Annotated in this window: 21 protein-coding genes; 7 read left to right on the forward strand and 14 right to left on the reverse strand. The window is 65.4% G+C overall.

What is annotated here, in order from left to right; translation table 11 throughout:
* Nucleotides 1-195 precede the first annotated feature (195 nt).
* Genes HNE04_RS02750 through HNE04_RS02760 form a run of 3 tightly spaced genes read right to left on the reverse strand, consistent with a single transcriptional unit; the run spans nt 196 to nt 1933 of the window.
* Nucleotides 196-504, reverse strand: a complete 309-nt coding sequence (locus tag HNE04_RS02750; RefSeq protein ID WP_172216506.1) for a DUF6172 family protein — start codon at nt 502-504, stop codon at nt 196-198.
* 26 nt (nt 505-530) lie between these two features.
* Nucleotides 531-1112 carry a molybdopterin-dependent oxidoreductase gene (locus tag HNE04_RS02755; protein ID WP_172216507.1) on the reverse strand — a complete coding sequence of 194 codons (582 nt, stop codon included), beginning with the start codon at nt 1110-1112 and terminating at the stop codon, nt 531-533.
* Nucleotides 1113-1147: 35 nt separating this feature from the next.
* Complete coding sequence (locus HNE04_RS02760; protein WP_172216508.1) at nt 1148-1933, reverse strand: 2-keto-4-pentenoate hydratase; 786 nt, start codon at nt 1931-1933, stop codon at nt 1148-1150.
* Between the two features lie 61 nt (nt 1934-1994).
* Here HNE04_RS02760 and HNE04_RS02765 point away from each other — a divergent pair, with 61 nt between their 5' ends.
* Both HNE04_RS02765 and HNE04_RS02770 read left to right on the forward strand, forming a co-directional pair.
* On the forward strand, nt 1995-2816 hold the full coding sequence (locus HNE04_RS02765; protein ID WP_172216509.1) for an aldo/keto reductase: 822 nt from the start codon (nt 1995-1997) through the stop codon (nt 2814-2816).
* Entirely contained in the window at nt 2816-3049 is a 234-nt protein-coding gene (locus tag HNE04_RS02770; RefSeq protein WP_172216510.1) for a hypothetical protein, read from the forward strand. The genes HNE04_RS02765 and HNE04_RS02770 overlap by 1 nt, the downstream gene beginning before the upstream one ends.
* A 349-nt stretch (nt 3050-3398) precedes the next feature.
* On the opposite strand, the gene HNE04_RS02775 is transcribed toward HNE04_RS02770, so the two are convergent.
* The 3 genes from HNE04_RS02775 to HNE04_RS02785 are packed head-to-tail and all read right to left on the reverse strand — an operon-like array spanning nt 3399 to nt 4755.
* Nucleotides 3399-3611, reverse strand: coding sequence for a DUF3820 family protein (locus HNE04_RS02775; protein ID WP_172216511.1), 213 nt, complete (start codon nt 3609-3611; stop codon nt 3399-3401).
* A 7-nt stretch (nt 3612-3618) separates the two neighbouring features.
* A complete protein-coding gene (locus HNE04_RS02780; RefSeq protein ID WP_172216512.1) occupies nt 3619-3984 on the reverse strand; it encodes a translation initiation factor Sui1 in 366 nt (121 codons plus the stop codon).
* 21 nt (nt 3985-4005) lie between these two features.
* A complete protein-coding gene (locus HNE04_RS02785) occupies nt 4006-4755 on the reverse strand; it encodes an SDR family oxidoreductase (protein ID WP_172216514.1) in 750 nt (249 codons plus the stop codon).
* A 124-nt stretch (nt 4756-4879) separates the two neighbouring features.
* Between HNE04_RS02785 and HNE04_RS02790 the strand changes: the two genes are divergently transcribed.
* The gene (locus tag HNE04_RS02790) at nt 4880-5773 is read left to right on the forward strand and encodes a LysR family transcriptional regulator (RefSeq protein WP_172216779.1); all 894 of its coding nucleotides are present in this window, start codon (nt 4880-4882) and stop codon (nt 5771-5773) included.
* On the opposite strand, the gene HNE04_RS02795 is transcribed toward HNE04_RS02790, so the two are convergent.
* The 4 genes from HNE04_RS02795 to HNE04_RS02810 all read right to left on the reverse strand — a co-directional run bounded on the left by HNE04_RS02795 (nt 5770) and on the right by HNE04_RS02810 (nt 11052).
* Nucleotides 5770-6567, reverse strand: coding sequence for a lysozyme family protein (locus HNE04_RS02795; protein ID WP_172216516.1), 798 nt, complete (start codon nt 6565-6567; stop codon nt 5770-5772). The two genes, HNE04_RS02790 and HNE04_RS02795, sit on opposite strands and share 4 nt — an antisense overlap.
* Nucleotides 6568-6666: 99 nt before the next feature.
* A complete protein-coding gene (locus tag HNE04_RS02800) occupies nt 6667-9681 on the reverse strand; it encodes an ATP-binding protein (protein ID WP_172216518.1) in 3015 nt (1004 codons plus the stop codon).
* A gap of 109 nt (nt 9682-9790) precedes the next feature.
* Complete coding sequence (locus HNE04_RS02805) at nt 9791-10045, reverse strand: hypothetical protein (protein ID WP_172216520.1); 255 nt, start codon at nt 10043-10045, stop codon at nt 9791-9793.
* A gap of 8 nt (nt 10046-10053) precedes the next feature.
* The gene (locus tag HNE04_RS02810) at nt 10054-11052 is read right to left on the reverse strand and encodes a Bug family tripartite tricarboxylate transporter substrate binding protein (protein WP_172216522.1); all 999 of its coding nucleotides are present in this window, start codon (nt 11050-11052) and stop codon (nt 10054-10056) included.
* 483 nt (nt 11053-11535) lie between these two features.
* On the opposite strand from HNE04_RS02810, the gene HNE04_RS02815 reads away from it, so the two are divergent.
* Entirely contained in the window at nt 11536-12741 is a 1206-nt protein-coding gene (locus HNE04_RS02815; protein ID WP_172216524.1) for a WD40/YVTN/BNR-like repeat-containing protein, read from the forward strand.
* A 37-nt stretch (nt 12742-12778) separates the two neighbouring features.
* On the opposite strand, the gene HNE04_RS02820 is transcribed toward HNE04_RS02815, so the two are convergent.
* Both HNE04_RS02820 and HNE04_RS02825 read right to left on the reverse strand, forming a co-directional pair.
* Nucleotides 12779-15142: a glycoside hydrolase family 5 protein gene (locus HNE04_RS02820; RefSeq protein WP_172216526.1), complete on the reverse strand. Its 2364-nt coding sequence runs from the start codon at nt 15140-15142 to the stop codon at nt 12779-12781.
* 8 nt (nt 15143-15150) lie between these two features.
* Nucleotides 15151-17169: a penicillin-binding protein 1A gene (locus HNE04_RS02825; RefSeq protein ID WP_172216528.1), complete on the reverse strand. Its 2019-nt coding sequence runs from the start codon at nt 17167-17169 to the stop codon at nt 15151-15153.
* Nucleotides 17170-17332: 163 nt separating this feature from the next.
* Between HNE04_RS02825 and HNE04_RS02830 the strand changes: the two genes are divergently transcribed.
* Nucleotides 17333-17971, forward strand: a complete 639-nt coding sequence (locus HNE04_RS02830; RefSeq protein ID WP_172216530.1) for a class I SAM-dependent methyltransferase — start codon at nt 17333-17335, stop codon at nt 17969-17971.
* On the opposite strand, the gene HNE04_RS02835 is transcribed toward HNE04_RS02830, so the two are convergent.
* On the reverse strand, nt 17968-18396 hold the full coding sequence (locus HNE04_RS02835) for a helix-turn-helix domain-containing protein (RefSeq protein WP_172216532.1): 429 nt from the start codon (nt 18394-18396) through the stop codon (nt 17968-17970). The two genes, HNE04_RS02830 and HNE04_RS02835, sit on opposite strands and share 4 nt — an antisense overlap.
* A gap of 57 nt (nt 18397-18453) precedes the next feature.
* On the opposite strand from HNE04_RS02835, the gene HNE04_RS02840 reads away from it, so the two are divergent.
* Entirely contained in the window at nt 18454-19047 is a 594-nt protein-coding gene (locus tag HNE04_RS02840) for a D-Ala-D-Ala carboxypeptidase family metallohydrolase (protein WP_172216534.1), read from the forward strand.
* Nucleotides 19048-19057: 10 nt separating this feature from the next.
* On the forward strand, nt 19058-20323 hold the full coding sequence (locus HNE04_RS02845) for a phospholipase D-like domain-containing protein (protein ID WP_172216536.1): 1266 nt from the start codon (nt 19058-19060) through the stop codon (nt 20321-20323).
* Here the strand turns inward: HNE04_RS02845 and HNE04_RS02850 are convergent.
* Nucleotides 20307-20909 carry a DedA family protein gene (locus HNE04_RS02850; RefSeq protein ID WP_172216538.1) on the reverse strand — a complete coding sequence of 201 codons (603 nt, stop codon included), beginning with the start codon at nt 20907-20909 and terminating at the stop codon, nt 20307-20309. The two genes, HNE04_RS02845 and HNE04_RS02850, sit on opposite strands and share 17 nt — an antisense overlap.
* Nucleotides 20910-20931 lie beyond the last annotated feature (22 nt).

Below are 20931 nucleotides of genomic sequence, written 5' to 3' on the forward strand. Positions count from 1 at the left end.
GGGGACAGGCCACGATTAGTCCGAAGGCCGCAAACTCGACCTCCGCATCGTTTCGGCGCTCCCAGCGCCGAACGGCTGGTCCGCGCGCCGCAGCCGACCGGCGCACAGCCTTGCCGCGAGGTGTTGGCGCGCAACAGGGTGGATTGCGGACCGGGCCTGCCCCGGACTTGATGCGGGGTCCGCAATGACAGCTTTTCATGCCGCCTCCGCCTCGCCCTCAGGCCGGGCCTTGCGGTGGCCGGGCTTGGCCAGGATCTCCACGTAAAACTGATCGCCACCGGCCTTGGCCACTTCGTCGATCAGGCCTGTGAGGTTGCCCAGGTGCGTGACCTGGGCGGTGTCGGCGGCAACGCCGAACTTGCAATCGAAATCCCAGTAGTCGGCACCGGCGGGCACGTCGCGCCCGCGCTCGCGCCTGATGTACTTGCGGATCTCGTGCTTCACGGCTTCGAGCACGCGGTCGCGATTCTTGCCTTCGATGTTGAGCTGGAATGTCTTTTTCATGCGCGATGGTACCGCGCGCCTTGGCGCTAGGCTTGCACGTCGATGTGGTACAGCGCCCAGGGGCACAGCGCGAACCGCTGGTCGACCGGTTTGGTCGCCATGTCGGGGAAACGATCGGCATCGTATACCGCCCAGAGGGGCCCCAGCCCGCCTAGCGACATCGGCTTTCCGTCCAGGAAAGTCGCGACGATGAAGCGGTACTTCTGAACGTCCGCAATACTGATCGATGGCGAATAACCGTCCACTGCTCGCATCGCCAGCTTGCTAGCGTTCGGCGCGACGCGAGCCGCCTTCAGCACGGTGGCGAGCAGCGGTCCGCGCAAAGTGTGCGGCTTGTTGTCGTACTCCAACGTGGGTCTGATGGTGACCGAGGGCATCGCCGCTAGCGCGGGGAAGTCAAAGGAGCAGGCTTTGTCGAAGTTGACCTTCTGCTTGGCCATCATCTGATCCAGCACCGGGTCGAACGGGCCGCGGTTGGTCTTGCCGATGGCTCCGCTGAGCGTCAGCAAGGCGGGCGTTTGTCCTCTGCCCAGGCTGATGCCCTGGGCCAGTGATGGCACGGCCGCTGATCCCAGGACGCTGGCCGCCAGAAAATCGCGTTTGTTCATAGTCCTGCTCGTCAAGGAGCCAATGGTGGATGCCTTCAGGTGAAGGATATCTCCAGCCTGGAAAGCGGCGCGTCGAAATGCGCCACCCAGCGCTCCCCCGACCCCACGGGCCAAGCATCGGTCCACGTACCCGTCGTCACCACGTCGCCGGGCTGTACATCGGGCGCGCCCGGAAACTCGCGCAACGTCTTCAGGAAATGTTGCAGCGCATGCAAGGGCCCCTCCAGCACGTTGGCACCCACGCCCTGGTCCACCTCCTCACGGCCATGATGCAGGGTGACGCGGGCTGCCGCAAATTTTTGCTCGAATTCGATTGCGTTGCTGGCAACCGCGGCGACAGGCAGGCGCGCGCCCACCAACAGGTGGGCGTGCAGGCCACCATCGGCCACCGTGTCCGCGGCAACGAACTTCCAGCCCGGTTGGTGCGATTGCACGATCTCGAACCCTGGCGCCACCCATTCCACGCACGACAGCAGTTGGTCCATCGAGGCCCGGGCCGGTGGCGTGCTGGCGAAGCCGAAAACCGCTTCGGCCTCCAACCGCGGCTGGCAGGTTCTCGCCAGCGACACCTCGCCCCGCCCTTCGCAAAAAGTCAGCGTGGTGTCCCACACCGTTCCCCAGATGGGTGCGAACACGTTGTAGCGAGGCCAGATGCCGCGGTTGGTGAAGCCCACCTTGTACCCGCGCGGCTGTTCGCCCCGTGCGATGCGCATCTGGCGCACCGTCAGCGCGCGTTCATAGGCAAGCGGCAAATCCAGGCCGCAACCCGCCGTCCAGTAAGAGGCCTGGTCGTAGTGGTCGAGCAATTCCTGCGCGGTCATGCCTACAGCTTAGCGCAGCTGACCTTGCTTGCGCGTCACGAGGCGTTTATCGTCGTGCCTCATGCACACACGTCCCATCCCTTCCACGGGTGCAATGCTGCCCGTCATCGGCTGCGGCACCTGGCTCGGCTTCGACGTCGGCTCCAAGCCGCTGGAGCTGCCCCAGCGCGGCGAAGTCCTGGCCGCGCTGTTCGAAACCGGCGGCAGCGTGGTGGACACCTCGCCCATGTACGGTTCGGCCGAGCAGGTCGTGGGCAATCTCTTGCTAGCCAATAGCCAGCGCGACAAGGCCTTCCTCGCCACGAAGGTCTGGACCACGGGCAAGCAGGCCGGCATCCAGCAGATGGAGCGCTCCATGGCGCTGCTGCGCAGCGGCCACATCGACCTGATGCAGGTGCACAACCTGGAGGATTGGCGAATCCACCTGCCGACGCTGCATGCGTTGAAAGCCGAAGGGCGCATCTCGTACCTCGGCGTGACGCACTACACCGAGGCCGCGCACCCCGAGCTGGAAAAGGTGATGCGTGCCGAGCCGTTGGACTTCGTGCAGTTCAATTACTCGATCGCCAGCCGAAATGCCGAGCAGCGCCTGCTACCGCTGGCGGCGGAGCGCGGCATGGCCGTGCTGGTCAACTTGCCATTCGGCGGGGGCAAGGTGCTGCGCCCGTTGCGGGAAAAGCCATTGCCGGGCTGGGCTGCTGAAATCGGCTGCACCAGCTGGAACCAGGTACTGTTGAAATTCGTCCTGTCGCAGCCTGCCGTCACCTGCGTCATTCCTGGCACCTCCAGCCCCAGCCATATGCGGGACAATACGCAGGCTGGCAGCGGCGAGTTGCCAGGACCGGACTTCTGGAAAGCAAGGATGAGAGATCTCGAACCCTGATGGCTAAGGCAAAAGCAAACGATTGGGCGCCGAAGGTGCTCGCGCTGCTCAAAGGCGGCAATGCGCCGGCGGCCATCGCCCAGATCAAGGTCGCGCCTAGCGTGAAAGACCTCAAGCAGCTCGGCGACGCCGTGGCGGCCGCCGGACTTGTTGGGCGCTGGCGCGACGTCGATGCGGCTATCGAAGACAACATCGCCGCGCTGTCCGCCCCGCGGTTGCACCGGTCGCCATAAGAGCGATCGATCATCCTCGCGTCGCGGCAGGCGGTACCCGGCGAGGGCTCATACTGTGGCGGTCGGCGCTTTCTGCGCCGACTCCGCTGCGAGCCTCGGCCTGGGGTCGGCGTCGCGGAACTCACTGCGCGCCCTAAGGCCGCTGCGTTCAAACAGCCGCGACGAGTCAGTTACGAAGCGCTGCGCGCCCGCCCCCAGGCCGAGCCTCGCAGCCGCCACAGAAATCGCCCCCGCCGGGTACCGCCTGCCGCGAGCCAAGGTGGTGGGCGTGCGGTGCGACGAATACCAACCACCTCTCTGCAAAGGCCTGCCCGGACACGCCTTTGCCGCGTGAACCTGCGGCAGGGCCTTAGCGCTTTCGCAGCGGAGCGAGCAACGAGCTCAAGCCGTTGTGGTCGATCTCGTGCATCAGCGCCAAGAGGCGGCCGAGTTCGCCTGAAGGGAAGCCTTCACGCGCGAACCAGTTCAGGTAGTTGCCCGGCAGGTCCGCCAGCAGGCGGCCCTTGTACTTGCCGTAGGGCATTTCGCGGGTGACCAGCAGTTCCAGCGATTTCGCGTCCATGGATTGCCTATCCGCCCGCGCGCTTGACGGTGTGGCCCTGCTCCTTGAGCATCCCGATCACCCGCTCGCAGTGATCGCCCTGCACTTCGATCACGCCGTCTTTCACCGTACCGCCAGAGCCGCAAGCCGCCTTGAGCTGCTGGCCCAGCTTGACCAGTGCCGCTTCGTCCAGCGTCAATCCCTTGACCACCGTCACGGCCTTGCCGCCCCGGCCCTTCGTTTCGCGCGACACCCGCACGATGCCGTCGGAAGGCACGGCGGCCTTCGCCTGCTTGCAGATGCACTGCGCGATGGGCCGGCGGCACGCCGGGCACATGCGCCCGGCGTCCGTGGAGTACACCAGCCCGCCGCCGGTCGTGATCCTGCTTTTCATGTCCGCAATACTACCTTTGGTTCAGACCAAGCCGCCGTTGGCGCGCAAGGTCTGGCCGTTGATCCAGCCGGCGTCGTCGCTCGCCAGGAAAGCCACGGCGCTGGCGATGTCCTCGGGAGTGCCCAGGCGTTCCAGCGGTGCAGCTTTCGCGAGTCGCTCGATGGCATCGGGAGACTTGCCGTCCAGGAACAAGGCTGTGGCCGTGGGTCCCGGCGCCACCGCGTTCACGGTGATGCCCTTGCCGCGCAGCTCCTTGGCCACGATGTTGGTGAAGGTTTCCACGGCGCTTTTAGTGGCGGCGTAAACGGCGTACCCCGGAAGCGCCAGGCCGATCACGCTGGTGGAGAAATTGACGATGCGCCCGCCGGCCTGCAGCCGCGTTGCCGCTTCACGCAGGGTGTTGAAGGTGCCTTTCACGTTGACGGAGAAGAGCCGGTCGAACGTCGCGTCGTCGGTCTGCGCCAAGGGCGGCAGCGCGGGCGGCATGATGCCCGCGTTGTTCACCAGCACATCGACTCGGCCCCAGGTGCTGATAGCTTCATCGAACAGCCGCCGCACGGCTGCGCTGTCCGATACATCGGCCTGCACGGCAATGGCTTGGCCGCCCTCGGACTCGATCGCTTGCACGACGCCATGCGCCTCTTCGGCCTTGCCGGCGTAGTTGACGACGACAGCGTAGCCGTCCCGGGCCAGCCGCAGGGCTACAGCGGCGCCGATGCCGCGCGACGCGCCGGTGACGATGGCGACTCGGGGATGGGTGGGGTTGCTCATTTCAGGTGCTCCAGGTTGAAAAGTTGAATCGGTGAGGGGATTGTTCTATTCAACCTGGCCTAGATAAATGGCCTAAAATTGCCATTACTATCCAAACAGCAACAACAATCGACGCGAGGTTCCCCTGGATCGTTTTCATTCCATGCGGCTGTTCACCCGCATCGTCGAGCTGGGCAGTTTCACCAAGGCCGCGGACGACCTGCAGCTGCCCCGCGCCACGGTGACGCACGCCATCCAGCAGATGGAAAAGCGGCTGGGGACGCGGCTACTACACCGGACGACGCGCCATGTCAGCCCCACGCAGGACGGAGAGGCCTACTACGAGCGCTGCGTGCGCCTGCTGGCAGACCTGGAGGAAACCGAAACGGCGTTTGCCGCTAGCGCCAGGCCCAAGGGCAAGCTGCGCGCGGACCTGCAGGGCACGTTGGCCAAACACTTCATCCTGCCCGTCGTTCACGAGTTTTTCGAGCGCTACCCGGATATCGAGCTCGAGATCGGCATGGGCGACCGCCTGGTCGATCTGGTGCGAGAGGGTGTGGACTGCGTGCTGCGCGCTGGGGAGCTGGGCGATTCAGCCATGGTGGCGCGCCGCGTCGCGTCCCTGCAGCAAGTGACCTGCGCCAGCCGTGAATACCTCAAGCGTCACGGCGTGCCCAAGTCCGTCGATGAACTGCGCGGGCACCGCGCGGTGAACTTCCTCTCCGCCCGCACCGGCAAACCCCTGCCGTTCGACTTCGTGGTGGACGGCGCGCCTCGCAGCGTGCGGCTGCCGGGCTCAGTGACGGTGAATGACGCCGATGCCTACGCAGCGTGTTGTGCTGCGCACCTGGGATTCATCCAGCTGCCGCGCTATCACGTGGCCGCCCAGCTGGAGGACGGCAGCCTGCGCGAGGTGCTCGCCAAGTGGCGGCCCGCGCCCATGCCGGTTTCGGTCATGTACCCGCACCACCGGCAGCTGTCGCCGCGCGTGCGCGTGTTCGTGGACTGGCTGGCCGAAGTGATGGGCCGCGCCGGCTAATTGCTCGCCGTCAAGACGCCCCGCGCCAGGATGTCGGCCTGCTGCGCCCCGAGCCGGGCGTTGTGGATGTGCAGCTGCGTTTCGCGTGGAAGCTTCTTGGTGTTCTTGCCGTTCCAGGCGGCCCGCCCGCGGCTGGAGAGGTTGTAGTAGATCGAAACGCCTTCGCGCAGCTTGGCGGCGCGTTCGTCGGCATCGAGCTTGAGGCCGGCGATTCGCGCCTGGCTCCACAGCGCCGCTTCCTTCATGTGCAGTGCGGCCACATGCACCGACTCCACCGGATCGTCGGGGTTGCGCACACCCAGCAACTTGGCAGTGGCCGGCTCGAACTGCGCGATGCCCAGGTTGGGCGTGCCGTCCTTGCTGGCGCCGGTGCGGGGAACCCAGGAGGTCTCGGCATTGATGATGCCGTACACGTCCTTGAAGCCGAGGCCCACCTCGTTCAAGCCGGCGCGCTGCGCGGCGGATTTGACCAGCAGGATCCTGGAATCGGGATCGGGCGTGGGAAGCTTCTCCTCGCCTATGCGTGTGGACACCCAGCGGATGCGGCTGCGCAGCTGGTCGTAGTACCCGTCCTCGGGCCGGGGAGCCGGCACCGCGGCGACCGGCGCCTGCGCAACTTTTTCCTGCACCGCCTGGATCGTCGCCTGGGCCTGCGCAGCCGCGAGTTGGGTAGCGCGGGTGGGATGCCAGCCCATCCAGCCGGCAAGGGCTACGAGTTCCAGCGCAACGACGGCAAACGCGACAGTGGTGAATCCTGCAACAGCAGAGTAAGTCGCCCAGCGATGGCTGTTCATGTAGTCCCTTTCTTACAAAGAAGACCAAGGGAGACCGCTGGCGACCTCCAAGTTCACCGATGTTTCAATCAATCCTGCTGCTGAGGATGTACGCGCGAATTAATCCACGGCTTCATTGCGCTGGGAGCTGATGTGCCGCAGCAGAGTCAGGAGGCGCCCGGTTTCTATCGGCTTCACCATGTGGTGGTCGAACTCGGACGCGATCGGGCTCGGCCTGCCGTTTTCCTGGCTGTATCCCGTCACCGCGATCAGCACCGAACCGGCGGTCTCGGGCTGGGCTCGCAGCCGGCGCGCCAGTTCGTTGCCGTCCATCTCGGGCAATCCGATATCCAGCAGGCAAACGTCGGGCTGCGCCGCCCGCGCCAGCTCCAGCGCGTGCTTGGGCAGGTGTTCCACGAAAACGCGCTGGCCGGAGACCTTCAGGAGCATGCCCAGCATCTGGGCCGCGTCCACGTTGTCGTCGACGATCAGAACCTTCAACTCCGCCGCGCCGGCCTGCGCGGCCAGAGACTGGCCGGGTTTTTCAACCGCGGGGGCGATCTCGCCGGCACGCGGCAGCAATACCCGGAACTCACTACCCAGGCCAAGGCCGTCGCTGTGCGCCGTCACGGTTCCGCCGTGGAGCTCCACGATCCCCCGCACCAGCGCCAAGCCGATCCCCAGTCCCCCGTCGGCGCGATCGGACGTTCTTTGGGCCTGAGCGAACAGCTCGAACGCGGACTCGACCAGCTCCGGGGACATGCCGATGCCGTTGTCGCGCACCGAAAGCCCGACATAGCCTTCCAGCGCCTCGACCTTCAGGACGATATTGCCGCCCGGCGGCGTGTACTTGACCGCGTTGTTCAGCAGGTTGGCCAGCACCTGCACCAGCCGCTTGTGGTCGCCCCACACCAGGGCGGGGACGGGCGCGGGCAGAACCGCCAGATGGTGGTCGCGCGACCTGATCAGCGGCTCGACCTGCTCTATCGCCTCGGCCATGATGCTCTTGATGTCCATCGGCGCGCGGACCAGGGTGACCAGCCCGCTCGTCACGCGCGACATATCCAGCAGGTCGTTGACCAGGCTGGTCATATGGCTGACTTGGCGCGAGATGACCTCGCTGGTGTGCTGCACGTCCTCGGAATTGAGCCCCTCGATGGAAAGAAGCTCCGCCGCCGCCGCGATGGGCGCCAGCGGATTGCGCAGCTCATGGGCGAGCATCGCCAGGAATTCGTCTTTGCGGCGATCGGCTTCCTTGAGCTTCTCCTCGGCCTGCTTGCGTTCGTTGATGTCGCGATAGAAGACTGCCAGCCCGCCATTCAGCGCCGGATAGGCGCGCACCTCCAGCCATGAGACCTCGTCGCCACCGTTGGTACGGTATTCGACCGACGCGCCCTTTCCCGTTTCCCGGACGCGGTGATAAAGATCGCTGAGGCCCGAGCCCACCACCTTGGGCCAGATCTCCCAGACCCTGCGCCCGATCACCTCGGGCGCGGACAACTTGCCGATGCGCAGCCCCTCGGCGTTCATCTGCAGCAGGCGGCAATCCGGGTCGAGCATGGCGAACCCCTCGGTCATGCTGTCGAACACGTACTGGCTCTGGTCCCGCTCGGCCCGCAGCGCTGCCTGGGCCCGCGCGGTTTCGACGTAGGACCAGGTGCGCTCGGCCATGTCCTGCGCGCGCTGCAGGTCCACGGCTCGCCAGCGGCAGGGCTCTTGCTGCTGGACCATCAAGACGATGCTGAGCCGCCCGGACTTGACCAGCGGCAAGGCAAGAAACGCGCGCACGCCCACCCGCGCATACGTTTGCGCGAAGGCTGCGGTCCGTTCGTCCTTTGACACGTCATCGACGGTCAACACCGTGCCTGCCCGCAAGGCCGCGATGACGTCGGTGCCGAACTCTTCGAGGCGGTTGATGTTGCCGGCCACGCTGACGACGCCCTCGTCGGTCCAGTCGCGACGCACGTCGAAGGTTCCGTTGACATCATCCACCTCGGCGTAAAGGACCCGGGATGCGCCGAGCTGATGGCCCAGCAGGCTGCTTGCCAGCGCAATGATCGCGTCGGGGTCGGTCAGCGGCCGCAGCATGTCGGAGAGTTCGAGCCGGAAGGCCTGCAGGGCGGCGTTGTGCTGCAGTTCCTCCTCCGCCATGCGCCTTCGCTCGTCGGAATGCGCGCGTTCGATCGCAGCCCAGGTACGCTCCGCAACGTCCTCGGCCAGCGTCACCTCGTCGTCGGTCCACACGTGAGTGGCGGCGCGGTGCAGGCGGAGCACGGCGCGCCACCGGCCGTTCTTGATCAGCGGGATGGCCAGCAACGACCGCGCGCCGATAGCCGTGTAAGTGTGGGCGTACGGTGCCGAGCGTTCATCCGTTTGGGAATCGTCCACCCGGAGCGTGCGCCCAGCCTTCAGCACGGCGGTTGCCATCGGACCGAAGTTGTCCAAGTCGAGGGTCCGGCCGGACAGCGGCGGCAGCTCACCCTGCGACCAGTCATGCCTGACCTTGACCTGTCGTTCAGCCGCATCGACTTCCAGGTAACCGACACGCGCCACCTTGAGATGCAGGCCCAGCATGCGGCTGGCCACGCCGATGATTTCGTCCGGATCCGACAAGCGCCGCAGGTGATCGGAAAGCTGCAGCTGGAACGCATGCCGCCGTTCCATCTCGACTTGCGTCGTGGTTTCGGTCGCAATGCAGATGAGCCCGCCAATACTGCCCTCGTCGTCGCGAACCGGCGTGTACGAGAAAGTGAACCAGCCTTGGCTGGGGCGGCCGTGGCGGACGGTCTCGGCGGGGAAATTCTCGAAGTAGCAGGACTGCCCCTCGACAGTGCGGTAAGCGATGGGGCCGATCTCGGGCCACACCTCGGCAAATACTTCCCGCATCGGCGCACCGAACGCGGCTGGATGCTTGTGACCGATCAGGCTCAGATACCCGTCGTTGTAGATGAGCCTGAGCTCGGGCCCCCAGGCCAGGCACATGGGAAAGGCCGAGTCCAGCATCAGGTCCACGACCGTGCAGAGCGACTTCGGCCAAGAGAGCGGCTCCCCGAAGGATGAGGCACTCCAGTCGAACTCGCTCATGTAGGCGTGCATCCGGCTCGTACCCGGGCGCGTTTCCCTGTCCAGTGCCATTTGTCCGCACCTCCAGCAGACTGAACAGCTTACTCTGTTGCTGCTTTTTTGTGCATCATCCAATTGAGGGATGGGCCAGCAATACTTTAATACTACTTAGACCCGGAAATCAGTCGGGCGTGAACTTGGCGTTGAACGTGGCGGCGTCGGCCGCCAGTTCGAAGGTCACCAGTTGGCCCATCTTGCCGTCGGCCAGCCGGTAGGCAGCGAACAGGCTGTGCTTGCCCTTCAGGCGGAATGCGGGCAGGTCGATCAGGGCATAGGGATGCGGCACGAACACCTCATGCAGGAAGATCTCGCGGTGCACGTTGCGCGGAGATGGGAAAAGCTTGTAGCTGTCGGTGGTGATGGTGGCTTCGGGCATTCCGCATCCTAATCCGGCTTGGCACCCGACTCCTTCACCACCTTCGCCCACTTCGCCGTTTCGCTCTGCATCAGGCTGGCCAGCGCCTCGGGAGTGCCGGGCCCTGCCTCCAGCCCCAGGCCGGACAGTTTTTCCCTCACGTCGGGCATGGCCAGGACCTTGGCCGTTTCCTGGTTGATGCGCGCCTGCACGTCGCGCGGCATGCCCGCCGGCCCGAGCAACGCGAACCATGACGTGGCCTCGAATCCCGGCAAGCCGGATTCGGCGATGGTCGGGATGCCGGGCGCCGCCGGCGAACGGTTGGCGCTGGTGACGGCAATAGCCCGCACTTCGCCCGCCTTGACCAGCGGCAGGGCCGAGGGCATGTTGTCGAAGATCATGTGGATGCGTCCGCCCAGCAGATCGGGCACCGCCTGGGCGCGCCCCTTGTACGGGATGTGCTGCATCTTCACGCCGGCGAGCGTATTGAAGAGCTCGCCGGATAGATGGATGGACGTGCCACTTCCCGACGAGCCGAAGCTCAGCGGCGTCGTCTTCGCCAGCTCTATGAGTTCCTTCACCGTGGTCGCCGGCACGGTCTTGTTCACCACCAGCAGGTTGGGCGTGGAAGCCAGGAAGGTGATGGGCGTGAAGTCCTTGATGTGGTTGTACGGCAGCTTGTCGTAGAGCGACGCATTGATGGCGTGGGTTCCCACCGTGCCAATGATGAGCGTTGCGCCATCGCCCGGGCTCTTGGCAACGAAATCCGCCCCGATGTTGCCGCCGGCGCCAGGCTTGTTGTCCACGGTCACCGGCTGCCCCAGCGCGGCCCATTTCTCGGCCAGCACGCGGGCCAGCGTGTCAGGCGCGCCGCCCGGCGGAAACGTGACCACGATCCTGATGGGCTTGGTGGGCCACAAGGCGCTCTGCGCGTGTGCCGCCGCATGCAGCGCGAACCCGACGAGCAACACACTGGAGCTGATGAGCATCTGCCGCAAGCTCATGCGGCTGAGGGAACGGATGGGCATGGGATGTCTCCTTGGATGGCAGCTTACGTGCGGTCAGCGCTCGTGTCAGTGCGGGTTTGACCCATACACCAAAGCGCTTAACAAGGTTTGCGGATGAGGCATCCGCCTACACGCGGACGATCCTAAAGCTGATGCGTACGGTCGGACTGGACTTTCAGAATGCCTGCTGAGGCGTCTGTGTCACGCCGTATCAAAAGGGGATAGCTCGTGTCCATCAGTCACTCAAAATCGCGTTACCAGAACATCGCTTGGTCAACTGTGGCTGCCCTTTGGCTGACCGCTTGCGGCGGTGGGGGCGGAGGAGACTTCGTCATCAGCGCGCCGGCACCAGCCCCTGCGGCCGGGCCCGCACCAGCCCCCGCGCCGGCACCCGCCCCCGTACGTGTCACCGGGCTTACACAGCAAGCTCAGGCGAACGCCTCGTACACGGTGGCGGCGGCGACGACGGGCACGGTTGTCATCACGCTCCCTCCCACTGCGCAAGTGCAAGTGGGCGACACAGTCAGCGTGACGGGCGAGAGCGCCAATAGCTGGCAAATTGTCCAGAACCCGGGGCAGGCCGTAGTGACCACGGGCATGGCGGGGAACGTGGCGCCCGGCGCAACCTGGACGCCTCGCATGAGCCCGAAAGCCTGGCATTGGATTTCTTCAAGCGCGGGCGGGGACGTATTGGCCGCTGGCGCGGGCGGGGGCGACCTCAACACATCCGTTGACGGCGGCGTCAACTGGACTGCCGGCGACAGCCCGACCGGCCTCACCTGGATCTCCAGTGACATGAGCGCCAGCGGCGACCGCATCGCGGCGGTCCAGTATGGCGGCGGCCTGTACATGTCGACCAACGGCGGCGCAAACTGGACACAGGTGACGAGTACGGATCCCGGCGTCAACCTGGCCGCACAAGCCTTCGAGTCGGTGAACGTCTCGCAGGATGGTCAGCGCATCGTGGTCGCGGTGCAGAACGGGCCCCTTTACGTTTCCAGCAACGCCGGCGTGAACTGGGTGGCAGGCACGATGGCGGCGGCTCCCCTGAACGGCTGGTGGCGCTCGGTCGACAGCTCGGCCGATGGGATGATCGTCATGGCCGCCGACCACAACGGGCTCCTCTATCGCTCCACCGATGGTGGCCTGACCTGGGCGGCCCGCAACGTCAACGTCGGCGGTGTGCCGGTTTCCGAAAGCTGGTACCGGATGAAGATGTCCGCCGACGGCAGTGTCATCGCCGTGGCGGGCAATGCCTTCGGCGGCGCGCCAGGCACCGGTATCTACGTTTCCCATGATGCGGGGCTGACATGGACCAAGCCCCATAGCCTGGTGGCCGACTACACGGCAATCGCCATGTCGGCCGACGGCCAGATCATCGGTGTGACCGCTTCCGGCGGCGGATCCACGGGTCGAGTGCTGCGCTCCACCGATGGCGGAGCCTCCTTCACCGAGGTGACGATGCCCGGCACGGACACGAACTGGCGCGCGATGGCGATGTCGTCGGACGGCAACAGGCTCGCCGTTGCGGCAGGCCTGTTCGCCGGCGCCGTGACCGGCCAGCTGTACACCTCCGGTGGCAATCGCACCGACATGGGCACGCTGGGCTCCATCACCGGCGGCCAGGGCCTGTCGGCCGAGCTCGAGTACATCGGCGGCGGACTGTTCAAGGTGCGCAGCTCAGCCGGCGGCACCTTCTCGATCCAGTAATCGCTGGGGCGGAGGCGGTGCTCGATGCGGACCCTGGCTATCGCGCCAGGTACCGCTCCAGCACCGCCATTTCTTCCGGGCTGGGTGTGCCCTTGCCTGCGATGACGGCATAGACGTTGCCCCCGAAGCCTTCGCGCGGGTAGTACCTCAAGAACCCCCATCCGATCAGCAACTGGTCGAAGCCAGCGGGCGCAAACGATGCCGCGCCGGTGGCCACGACGGTTGAATTGACGCGAAGCTTCTGAGATCCCGCAGCCGACGTGAACGAGACGACTGCCGGGGTGTTGGCCTCGAGCCGCTTGGGACTGGTCAGCTCCGTCTTGGCCCCGCTCGCATCGGTCCAGCGAGCCTGAGGCTGGCCCTTGCTGAAGCTCAATTCCGAAAAGTACATCTCCACCGAGTTGGATGCCTGGAACACCGCGCCGGTATTGTCCTGCCCGGTAACGCTCACGGCGGCGATGGCGAAGTGATCGTGCTGCATTCCGTAGCCGACACGATTTCTGGGATTGGGCTGGACGCCGGGCACGCCCAAGGGCTTGCGGCACCAGAAGCCCCAGGTGTCGGAGCCGCCATGGTCGGAGCACTTCTTGCCATTGATCACCCGCATCGTGGGCGGGCGCATCGTTCCCATCGCGGCGCTGTCGGTGTTGACCCAGTTGATCATCTGCATCGCGTTGCCGGGACTGGAGCCCCAGCCCGAGTCGGAAACCGCGCGAACCGCTTGTCCATGCGTGGCGGGCGCGCCTTGGAGGTAGTCCGTGTGGCCGTCGGCCAGGTCCCATTTGCACGCGCCGTATTTGGCGATGATCGCCATGGCCGCGTCGGGCAGGCTCGTGGCCGCATACGCGACTGGGTCGGACAGGGAGTAGACCTTCCGCGGTGGTGGCGCGGCGATGCCACCCGGCGCGCCGGAATAGGTCAGCGTCGTGACACTGTTCGCCGCCGGTGTGAACGAAAAGCTGTCCTGCCCATTCGGTCCCGCCGGTATTTCAACGGTCGTCTTGCCCAAGCGTCCGCCATTGCTCGAACTGATGGCCAGCCGGACCGGTGCAGCCAGGTTGCCGCGAGCGTAGACGGTGATCGTGACGGCCTCGCCGCCGGCGCTCCACCCGGGGCCATCGTCGAACAGCGTGGCCTGCGCGATGCCCGCGCTCGCCTTCAGCGGCCCCGACATCGCGGGCTCGAGCGTCTTCGACTGGTGCCAGCCCGGAACGTGATTGATGGCGCCGTTGTGGACCGGCCAGTGGTTGCCGCCCTGCCAGCTGTAGATCTCGCAGCCGGATTGGCGGGCATAGTTGGCCAGCCGCTTGAACATCTCCTCCCATCGAGGATCGTCGATGGGCATGCCCGTCTCGGTCAGCGCCAGCTTGACGCCCTTCGCCCGCGCCCATTCGACAGCGGGCTTCAGGCGCTGGATGCCCGTGTCCTTGTTGATGCCGGAGTTCTTCGCGGCCTCAGTGTCGTAATCGAAAACCTGGCCGGTGCCGATGGCATCGAGATACAGATGCACCTCGTAGATGATGTTGGCTGCGGCCACCGGCCAACCGGGATTCCTGGTCGCGAGGGTGGTCGCCCCGCTCCATTCGTTGCCACCCAGATAGATGGGGTTCGTGCCGTCGACGGCACGAATGGCTTTGATGGCGGCTAGCGCGTACGCCGGCCAGATGGTCAGGTCTTCGCCGCCACGGGACTCGACGATCTGCCCGGGCCGCGGCATGTCGTGCGGCTCATTCATGAGGCCGTACCCGCCGAAGCCGGGATGATTCTTCCATTTCGCGGCCGCCTTCGTCCAGAAGTCCACGAAATTCGATTGCTTGAGCGTCGCGCCCGGGGCCAGCGCAAAGATGCGGTCCTGCACCTGGGTGTTGTCGCTCGTGTACGGGCGCAGCAGCGGATCGGGAGGCACCACGAAGCCGGTCACCGACCCATCGGGCTGGAACTTGAAGTCCCGGTAGCGGCAGTAGTTGTGGCAGTCGATGATGCATTTGATGCCGGCCGCCGCGTGCGCATCCAGCACGCCGGTGATGTATGACTCATAGCCGGCATGAAAGGCACCGGGCCGGCCCACTCCCGCAATCACGGCGGGCGCGGCGACCGTGTCGTGCAGCATGGGCTGCAGCAGCTCCCATTTGATCGGCAGGCGTGTCTTGGTGTAGCCGTTGCGCGCGAGGTAGATCACATCCGCACGGCGCGGCACGGTGAAGTTGAGATTGGGCAATGCGCTGGTGCCGTAGCGAAGGCCCGACTCGGCCCATTCCATGCCGGAAAGATTGGTTCCCAAGGCGAGCACTCTCGCCGCTTGCGCCTCGCGCGGGGGCGGCCCTGCCCTGCCCTCCCCCGGCGCGAGCACGGCGCCCGCACCCAGACCGAGGGCAACCTTGGAAAAGCCTCGTCTGTGCATCCGCGCAGTCACTGGAGCTGTTTGAAAATCCGGCCCAGGAGATCGTTGACGATCCCCAGGAGCGGATCTTCCACTCGCGGCGGCTGTGGCCGCGGCCGTGGAATGTCGAACTCGGCCTGCGGATCGATCCAGCGGCTGCGCACAGCCTGCTGGAACACATCGCCGACGATGGGCAGCGCGCTGCGGGCGCCCTCGCCCCAGGCGCCCATCGTCACCTTGTTGTCGTTGAAGCCTACCCAGGCGCCTGCCACCAATTGCCTGTGCATCAGGATGAACCAGCCATCGCTGTTGTCCTGGGTGGTTCCCGTCTTCCCCGCAACGTCCGCCTGGATGCCGTAGCGCTGGCGAATGGCCGCGCCCGTGCCCTCGTCCACCACGCCCCGCATCACATCCACCAGCGTCAGGGCATGCTGGCGCTGGAAGGCCCGCTCGGGCTCGACCGGCCGCCATTCCTGCAGCAGCTGCCCCTTGCGGTTTTCGATGCGCGTCACCAGCACCGGCTCGATATAGTTGCCGCCGTTGGCGATCGAGCCGTAAGCTGCCACCATTTCCCGCAGCGTGACCGGGCTGGTACCCAGCGCCAGCGACGGTACCGGTTCGAGCTTGCTCTGCCGCACGCCCATCGCACGCGCCAGTTCGGCGACCTTGGCCGGCCCGACCTGCTGGATCAGCTGCGCGGTGATCGTGTTCTTCGAGTACACCAATCCGTCGCGCAGGCTCATCGGTTGCCCGGTCGGCGGCTTGGCGTCCGTGGGCGACCACACCTCGCGGCCCGACTGGATGGAAACGGCCTGGTCGATCAGCGTGTGGGAAGGTCTGAACCCTTGCTCGAACGCGGCGCCATACACGAAGGGCTTGAACGTGGAGCCCGGCTGCCGGCGCGCCTGGCTCACGTGGTCGAACTGTTCCGTTTCGAAGTCGCGGCTGCCGACCCAGGCCCGCACGAAGCCGCTGCGCGGATCGAGCGCCAGGAAGCCCGCCTGCAGGACCGGCCGTTCCTCACCTGCCTTATGGCGGGCGTCCACCAGTTTTTGCAGCTGCACCATCTGGCGCACCACGGCCTGGTTGGCCGCCTTCTGCAGCTTGGCGTCGATCGTCGTGCGCACCACCAGCCCGTCGGCGTGGATGTCGTAGCCCCTGCGGTCGGCCCATTCGATCAGCCACTTGCGCAGATGCTGCGCGACGTGCGGCGCCGGTCCCAGCGGCTCGACCTGCCGCTCGAAATCGATACGCAGCGGACGCGCCGCCAGCGCCTGGACCTTCGTCGGATCCAGCTTGCCCTGCTTGGCCATCTGCGCCAGCACCAGGTTGCGGCGGCCCAGCGCGCGCTCGGGGTTGAGCACCGGGTTGTAGTAGCTGGTGCCCTTGAGCATGCCGATCAGCGTCGCGCTCTCCAGCACGTCCAGCTTGTCGGCCGTCTTGTCGAAATAGGTGCGCGCGGCCATCTCTATCCCGAAAGCGTTGTAGAGGAAGGGCACGGTGTTGAGGTAGGTCTCCAGGATCTCGTCCTTGGTATAGACCGACTCGATCTTCAGCGCCGTGATCGCTTCCTTGATCTTGCGGGTGACGGAGAGCGATCGGCCGATCTCCTCCGGGTACATATTGCGCGCCAGCTGCTGCGTGATGGTGGAGCCGCCCTGTCGATCGCCCGACAAGGTAGCCAGCACGGCTGCACCGGTACGCCGGAAATCGATGCCATGGTGCTGGTAGAACCGATGATCCTCGGTGGCGATGAGTGCGTTCACCACATGCGGAGAGATCTTCTTGAGCGGCACCCACTGCCGGTTGATGCGTTTGTATTCGGCCAGCACGACGCCGTCCGACGAGAGCACCCGGGCGGGCACCTCGGACTTGGCGCGGCGCAGGTCATTGACGCTCGGCGTGAACGGGATCAGCGCCAGAACGTAGAGCAGCACCAGCGCGGGCAGGAGCAATGCGGCGCGGTAGGGGTGCCGCTTCGCGGCCTCACGGACACGGCGGAATTGTTCGCCGGCAAACACGGCGGCGCGGGACGCGGCGGGGGTCATTCGCCGAGCCTACCGCAACGGTTGGGTTGGCGGCGTAGGACGAAAGCGCTTGTCAGCTCATCGTCCGCCCGCCGTCCTCAGGCCCAAGCGAAGCTGTCCGACAGCGCCGGCCGCTTGCCGACCGCAGAATCCCTCATCAACCAGCCAGAGACAAGCGGGCACCATGAACGAACAGCAAGCCGGACAGCCTGTCCGACGAAGCCCATTGCCCAGCGGCAATCTCAGCCTCGGGCAGGTCCGTGACAGTCTCGAATTTCTTCGCGGGTTTTTCCGCCATCCCGCCCAGGTCGGCTCGGTGATCCCGAGTTCGCACCACCTCGAACAGCGGCTGGCGCGTTGCGGCCGGGTCAGCGAGGCACGCACCGTCGTCGAACTGGGCCCCGGCACGGGCGGCACCACGGCCGCCCTGCTGCAGGCCATGCGGCCCTCGGCGCGGCTGATGGCCATAGAACTCGACAGCGTTTTCCACCATCACCTGTGCGTCTCGCGGCGCGATCCACGGCTGGTCGTCGAACTCGGCAGCGCCGAGCACCTGGAGCAATTCCTGGCTACAAACCATATAGCTGCGCCCGACGCGATCGTGTCGGGAATACCGTTCTCCACCATGCCACCCGAGGTTTCCGATCGGGTGGCCGCTGCCATCTCCCGCGCGTTGCGGCCGGGTGGCCGTTTCGTGGCCTACCAGGTTCGCACGCATGTAGCCCGCTTCGTCTCGCCCTATCTCGGGCAGCCCGCGGCGGAGTGGGAACCGATCAACATCCCGCCGGTGCGCGTCTTCACCTGGGTGAAGCCCCAGGGTTAGCCTTCGAGCTGCTGCGCGACGTCTCGCTTGCCCATACTGCGCAACGCCGCGATCGCCTCGATCTGCTTGGCGCGCGGACGGGTATTGCCGCTCTCCCATTTGTACACTGACAGGGCCGACACGCCGAGCAGGCGGGCCAGCGCGGCTGCGGACAGCCCTAGCCTTCGGCGCTGGGCCACCAGGCTCTTGGCGCTGAAACGGATCTTCGTCTGTGGTTCGACCTCGGCCTCTGGCGCCCCAGCCTTCACGGTGACCTTGCGCAGGCGCTTGACTTGCTGCTCCAGCGCCTGCATGCGCCGCTTGAGGTCGGCGATCTGCGTGCGGTACTGCGAAATGGACTTTTTCAGCGCTTGGGTCTCCCCGCGCACTTCCTTGCGCGAAACCCTTGAAATTTCGCTTTTTAGAACCGTTCCGATATTGGGCATTGGAATCTATATGTTGGCAGACAATCTACATCTTAATACCCAATACCGAATCCATCCATGCACCGGACAGTCATCGCAAGCCTTGCCATCGCCCCGCTGCTGGTGGGTGCATGCTCGTTCTTGCCGGTCGAAGCCGAACTGGAAGCCTTCACGCAATGGGCACGAAGCGCGCCCGTGAGCGAGTTCGAGCAATACCTCGCAACGTCGAACCTCGATGGCGTCATACCCACGCGCCAGCTCGTGCGAACCGCCACCGACTGGAGGAAATGCGGCGGGCCCCGTTTCGAGCTACCGCCCCGCGCCCAGTGGCTGGATGTGGCGAAGGTGCTCACGCTGGTCGCCGAGTTGAAGAGCAGGAAGATCCTGGCCGACTTCGAAGCGGTATCGAACTTCCGCAACCCCGAGCTGAATGCCTGCGCCGGCGGGGCAAGGGACAGCGCCCACACGCAAGCCTTTGCCATCGACGTCATTTCCCGCGACGGCAAGATCGACGAGGCGCTCTTGTGCGACTTCTGGCGAACCGACGGCAAGGCCTGGGACATGGGTGTCAGCAGGTATCCCAGCGGGCGCATCCACCTGGACACCAGCGGGTATCGCACCTGGGGCTCCGACCTGACGAAGGGCACCTCGTTTTGCCAACAAACCCCATAATTGCCGAGCCATGATGAGCACTACTTTCTGGATCGGACTGTCCTTCGGCATCGCCGCTTTGCTGCTGATCATGATGTGGTCGGTGCGGCGCCACCAAAGCCCGATCCTCAACATCGAGTGCGACTCCCCGATCGACAAGCTCATGCCCTCGCTCTCCGGCCTGACGCTGGGCAGCGCGATCGCGGGTAACTCGGTGGAACTGCTGGAGAACGGCGCCTTCTTCGACGTATTGATAGAGCGCATCCGCGCCGCCACCAAAACCGTGCACTTCGAGACTTTCCTGTGGGAGGAAGGGACGCTGGGCCAGCGCGTCGCCGACGCTCTCTCGGACCGGGCGCGCGCCGGCTTGAAAGTGCGCGTAACGCTGGACGCCACCGGCTCCAAGAAAGTTGGCAAGGCCGCGCGCCAGCAGATGAGGGACGCGGGCTGCCGGCTCGTGTTCTTCCACAAGCGGTCGTTTCGCAACCTGGGCGTGCTGAACGACCGCGACCACCGCAAGCTGGTCGTGATCGACGGCCGCGAGGCATTCGTCGGCGGCCACTGCGTGGTGGACAAGTGGCTCGGGAATGCCGAGGATGGCAAGCACTACGCCGACATCAGCCTGCGCCTGCACGGCCCCATCGTGCACAGCGTGCAGGCGGCCTTCAGCGAGAACTGGGGCGGCGAAACCGGGGAGCTTTTCGTCGGCGACGACGTGTTCCCTGAGCTGAAGCCGGCTGGCGACGCATTGATCCACGCGGCCTACCTGAAGCCGGAAGGCTCGGCGCCTGCCGTGAAGATTCTTCACCACACCGCCATCTGCCTGGCCCGCAAGCGCATCTGGATCCAGAACCCCTATTTCATCCCGGAGCCGGAGGCCATCGACGCATTCGGCCAAGCCGTGAAGCGCGGTGTCGATGTGCGGGTGCTGATGCCTTCGACCAGCGGCTCCGACAACCCCATGGTGCAGCACGCGGGACACCGCAACTTCGAGAAGCTCCTGAAGTGCGGCGTGCGGCTGTTCGAATACTCCCACACCCTCCTGCACCAGAAGGTCATGACCATCGATGGGGTGTGGAGCGCGGTGGGCTCCAGCAACTTCGACGATCGTTCCTTCGACACCAACGACGAGATCACCCTGGGAATCCTCGACGCCAAACTGGCGCAGCAGATCGACGGCATCTTCGAGAAGTACGTCGCTCGGGCGGACGAAATAAAACTGGAGGTCTGGAAGAACCGCGGCCTCTGGCACAAGACCAAAGACAACGCGTTCTACATGATCAACGAACTGCTCTGATCAGCCACACGCCCAGCACCAGCAGCAGGATGCCGGGCACCAGGAAGGCCTGGAAGTGTCCAACGAAGGCCATGATCTCGTCCCAGCGACCACCCAGGTAGCGCACGCCGTACACCAGCAATGGCAACTCCACCGCCGCCGCCGCGCCGTCGAAGATGAACTGGTGCCGGTACGGCATCTTCAGCGAACCGGCCGCGAAGTACAGGGCGGTTCGTATCCCCGGCATGAATCGCGCCAGGAAAATATAGCCGGGCCCATAGCGCAGCATCGCGGCCTGCATGGATGCCACGCGCCGCGGCGGCACCAGCCGCGCAAACAACCGATGCTGCAGCATCCGCGCGCCGAATCGATGCCCCCAGTGGAAGATCAATGTGTCGGCCGTCAGTACCCCGAACCATGCAACCGCGATCAGCGGTATCGGATCCATGACGCCCTTGAGCGTGAGCGCGGCCGCCCCGAGCAGGAGGATGTCTTCGTTGATCGGCAGCCCGAATCCGGAGCCGAACAACAGGCCGAACAGCAGAGCGTAAGCCGGGAAACCCTCCAGCGAATGCAACGAACCCATCAGGGAATCGACGATGCTCATGGCGTCATTCTCGGTCTATTTC

Source organism: Caenimonas soli (genome assembly GCF_013155545.1).
Lineage (GTDB): Bacteria > Pseudomonadota > Gammaproteobacteria > Burkholderiales > Burkholderiaceae_C > Ramlibacter > Ramlibacter soli.

Bases quoted from the DNA above. Each gene is read 5' to 3' on its own strand.
- HNE04_RS02820 (WP_172216526.1), bottom strand. From the start codon at position 15,142: ATGCACAGACGAGGCTTTTCCAAGGTTGCCCTCGGTCTGGGTGCGGGC.
- HNE04_RS02805 (WP_172216520.1), bottom strand. From the start codon at position 10,045: ATGCCCGAAGCCACCATCACCACCGACAGCTACAAGCTTTTCCCATCT.
- HNE04_RS02825 (WP_172216528.1), bottom strand. From the start codon at position 17,169: ATGACCCCCGCCGCGTCCCGCGCCGCCGTGTTTGCCGGCGAACAATTC.
- HNE04_RS02800 (WP_172216518.1), bottom strand. From the start codon at position 9,681: ATGGCACTGGACAGGGAAACGCGCCCGGGTACGAGCCGGATGCACGCC.
- HNE04_RS02775 (WP_172216511.1), bottom strand. From the start codon at position 3,611: ATGGACGCGAAATCGCTGGAACTGCTGGTCACCCGCGAAATGCCCTAC.
- HNE04_RS02835 (WP_172216532.1), bottom strand. From the start codon at position 18,396: ATGCCCAATATCGGAACGGTTCTAAAAAGCGAAATTTCAAGGGTTTCG.
- HNE04_RS02785 (WP_172216514.1), bottom strand. From the start codon at position 4,755: ATGAGCAACCCCACCCATCCCCGAGTCGCCATCGTCACCGGCGCGTCG.
- HNE04_RS02830 (WP_172216530.1), top strand. From the start codon at position 17,333: ATGAACGAACAGCAAGCCGGACAGCCTGTCCGACGAAGCCCATTGCCC.
- HNE04_RS02770 (WP_172216510.1), top strand. From the start codon at position 2,816: ATGGCTAAGGCAAAAGCAAACGATTGGGCGCCGAAGGTGCTCGCGCTG.
- HNE04_RS02810 (WP_172216522.1), bottom strand. From the start codon at position 11,052: ATGCCCATCCGTTCCCTCAGCCGCATGAGCTTGCGGCAGATGCTCATC.
- HNE04_RS02795 (WP_172216516.1), bottom strand. From the start codon at position 6,567: ATGAACAGCCATCGCTGGGCGACTTACTCTGCTGTTGCAGGATTCACC.
- HNE04_RS02845 (WP_172216536.1), top strand. From the start codon at position 19,058: ATGATGAGCACTACTTTCTGGATCGGACTGTCCTTCGGCATCGCCGCT.
- HNE04_RS02760 (WP_172216508.1), bottom strand. From the start codon at position 1,933: ATGACCGCGCAGGAATTGCTCGACCACTACGACCAGGCCTCTTACTGG.
- HNE04_RS02780 (WP_172216512.1), bottom strand. From the start codon at position 3,984: ATGAAAAGCAGGATCACGACCGGCGGCGGGCTGGTGTACTCCACGGAC.
- HNE04_RS02765 (WP_172216509.1), top strand. From the start codon at position 1,995: ATGCACACACGTCCCATCCCTTCCACGGGTGCAATGCTGCCCGTCATC.
- HNE04_RS02850 (WP_172216538.1), bottom strand. From the start codon at position 20,909: ATGAGCATCGTCGATTCCCTGATGGGTTCGTTGCATTCGCTGGAGGGT.
- HNE04_RS02750 (WP_172216506.1), bottom strand. From the start codon at position 504: ATGAAAAAGACATTCCAGCTCAACATCGAAGGCAAGAATCGCGACCGC.
- HNE04_RS02840 (WP_172216534.1), top strand. From the start codon at position 18,454: ATGCACCGGACAGTCATCGCAAGCCTTGCCATCGCCCCGCTGCTGGTG.
- HNE04_RS02755 (WP_172216507.1), bottom strand. From the start codon at position 1,112: ATGAACAAACGCGATTTTCTGGCGGCCAGCGTCCTGGGATCAGCGGCC.